Here is a 1,843-nt window from a genome sequence, read left to right as displayed (position 1 = left end):
CCGGCTTCCGCCACGATCTCACGGTGGCCGATCCAGGTGATGGGACGCAGGGCGCCGGAGGCGGTGACGGCGAAGTCGCCGACCTGCAGATCCTCGACCGCGATCTCACCGCGCTCCGTACGAATTCGGGTGCCGGTGACGTAGCAGACGACATAGTCGCCCAACGAAGATTCGGTGAAGTTGATCGTCTGCCCCTGAGTGAAGGGCTGTGTCGAAATCGCGTAGGCAAAGCCCGTCCCGTTCTGGTTCGTCGAGAAGACCAGATGGTTGGTATCGTCGAAATTGGTTGCATAAAGCGTCTGGAAAACTTGTCCGTTGCCGTCGGTCACGACGACGGAATCTCCGGCGGCGTTGACGGTGCCGTTGAAGAAGTAGGTTTCAGGCGAAAGCTCGAGCGCCGTAAAGCTGGATCCCTGGAGTCCGTTGACGTTTTCGGCGAAGAAACCGGCATTCACAGCAGTATTGTTGAAGACGATAGGTAGCGCCATAACGCTGCTCCGTTACTCAAATTGGCTGGCCTTGCGTCATTACGCTAACATGATTTTGCGTTCAGTCTCGTGTTAAATATGCGACACGCCGAGTATTAAATTTTCAGATATATTATATAACAATTGTCATGCCCATAAGAGGTAGCTATTTATATCTAGTCATTTGATCGTAGATACTCTGACTGCGCTCCGCTTGGCTGTCGGGGCTCGACGGCTCCCTCTGGCGGGTGGGCTTGCGAGCGCGCCGCAAAGGGGCGCGACGGCTGCCTTGCCCTCGGGGCGGCGCCGATCCTCTGCCTTGCAAAAATCCGCTGCTCCGTGGTGCCCGCCGGTCGACAATCGCTGCCCCGCACGCCAAATCTCGTCGGCCAATGTGGAGGAGAGCGAAGGTGGCGGATGGGGTGCGATCAGGCTTGCCGATGGTCCGGCCGGAGACCGCGAGCGAGGTGGAGGTGCTGAGGAGCCGTCTCCTCGTCGCCGAGCAGCGCGAAGAGGCGGTGCGCATGGTGCTGCGCGCGCTGATCGCGAGCCTGCGTCCTCTCGGCTTCAACCGAAAACGCTTTCTCCGCTGCGTGCATGAGGAGGGTCAGGATTCGCCGAGCGAGGGACCGGCCTCGATCCGGCATACGGTGCTTCACCAGGAAGCGCGGCGCGTGCTCCGGGAAGCGCGCTGAAGAAGTCATCACCGGCAGGGAAGCGGTCGGTCGGCCTGCGGCGGAGCCAGGGCGAGATTTGAGCGGTGAGGGTTGGGCGCGGGCGAAGGAGACTCCGTCTCGTTCATACCAAATCCGTTTGATCCCTTCGGGATGGCGGATTGGGGCTTCGCTCAGGCGCTGCGCGGGCTGGCCGATACGGAACCCGCTCCGATCAAGCGGATGCCGTATCGGACCGTGTGCCGGCGCGTGAAAACTGCGTAGCCCGCAACACCGGACCGTCTGATGCGTCGCCTTCCTGGCGCTCCCGAGCGGCCGCCGGAAAATCCGGAGGTTGCCCTGCGCGCGCCGCAGGGCGCCGGCCGAGAGCGGGGCGATGCGCCGGTCTCCGTGCAGCGGACCAACGCCTAGACGCGCGCAAGCCTGCACCCCTGGCGACGGCGGGTTCAGGTCCGATAGCGCTCGGCGAGGGCCATCAGGTTCTGGGCCAGCTCGGTGAGGTTGGCCGAGGCGGTCTCGACCTCGCAGGTGCCGGCGGCCGTCTGCTGGCTCGCCTGGCGGATGTTCTGCAGCGCCCCCATCACCTGCTCGATGCCGAGCTGCTGCTGGTTGGTCGAGGCCACGATCTGCTGGAAGGTCTGGACCCCCTCCTCCACCCGTGCCGCCATCTCCTCGATGGTGCGCACCGTCGCATCGGTGCGG

General features: G+C 63.4%; 3 protein-coding genes and 1 pseudogene. 2 read left to right on the top strand and 2 right to left on the bottom strand.

Translation table 11 applies throughout. The features are described from left to right. Positions 1-488 (bottom strand): Hint domain-containing protein (locus MZTS_RS23875; protein ID WP_192285758.1); only part of this gene is annotated, 488 nt, incomplete at its 3' end. Between the two features lie 389 nt (positions 489-877). Between MZTS_RS23875 and MZTS_RS23870 the strand changes: the two genes are divergently transcribed. Both MZTS_RS23870 and MZTS_RS25555 read left to right on the top strand, forming a co-directional pair. Beyond that, positions 878-1,162, top strand: a complete 285-nt coding sequence (locus MZTS_RS23870) for a hypothetical protein (protein WP_192285756.1) — start codon at positions 878-880, stop codon at positions 1,160-1,162. A 264-nt stretch (positions 1,163-1,426) separates the two neighbouring features. Then, positions 1,427-1,552 (top strand): hypothetical protein, encoded by a 126-nt coding sequence (locus MZTS_RS25555; protein ID WP_281397092.1) that lies wholly within the window; start codon positions 1,427-1,429, stop codon positions 1,550-1,552. 35 nt (positions 1,553-1,587) lie between these two features. Here MZTS_RS25555 and MZTS_RS23865 read toward each other — a convergent pair. Then, positions 1,588-1,843 (bottom strand): annotated as a pseudogene (locus MZTS_RS23865) (methyl-accepting chemotaxis protein); the annotation flags it as partial.

The sequence above is a fragment of the Methylorubrum zatmanii genome (assembly GCF_014845115.1).
Lineage (GTDB): Bacteria > Pseudomonadota > Alphaproteobacteria > Rhizobiales > Beijerinckiaceae > Methylobacterium > Methylobacterium zatmanii.
The sequence above is the reverse complement of the archived record's forward strand: the minus strand, read 5'-3'. Positions and strand labels throughout refer to the sequence as shown.

Excerpts from the sequence above, each read along its gene's own strand:
- MZTS_RS25555 (WP_281397092.1), top strand. The coding sequence starts at position 1,427 with ATGCGTCGCCTTCCTGGCGCTCCCGAGCGGCCGCCGGAAAATCCGGAG.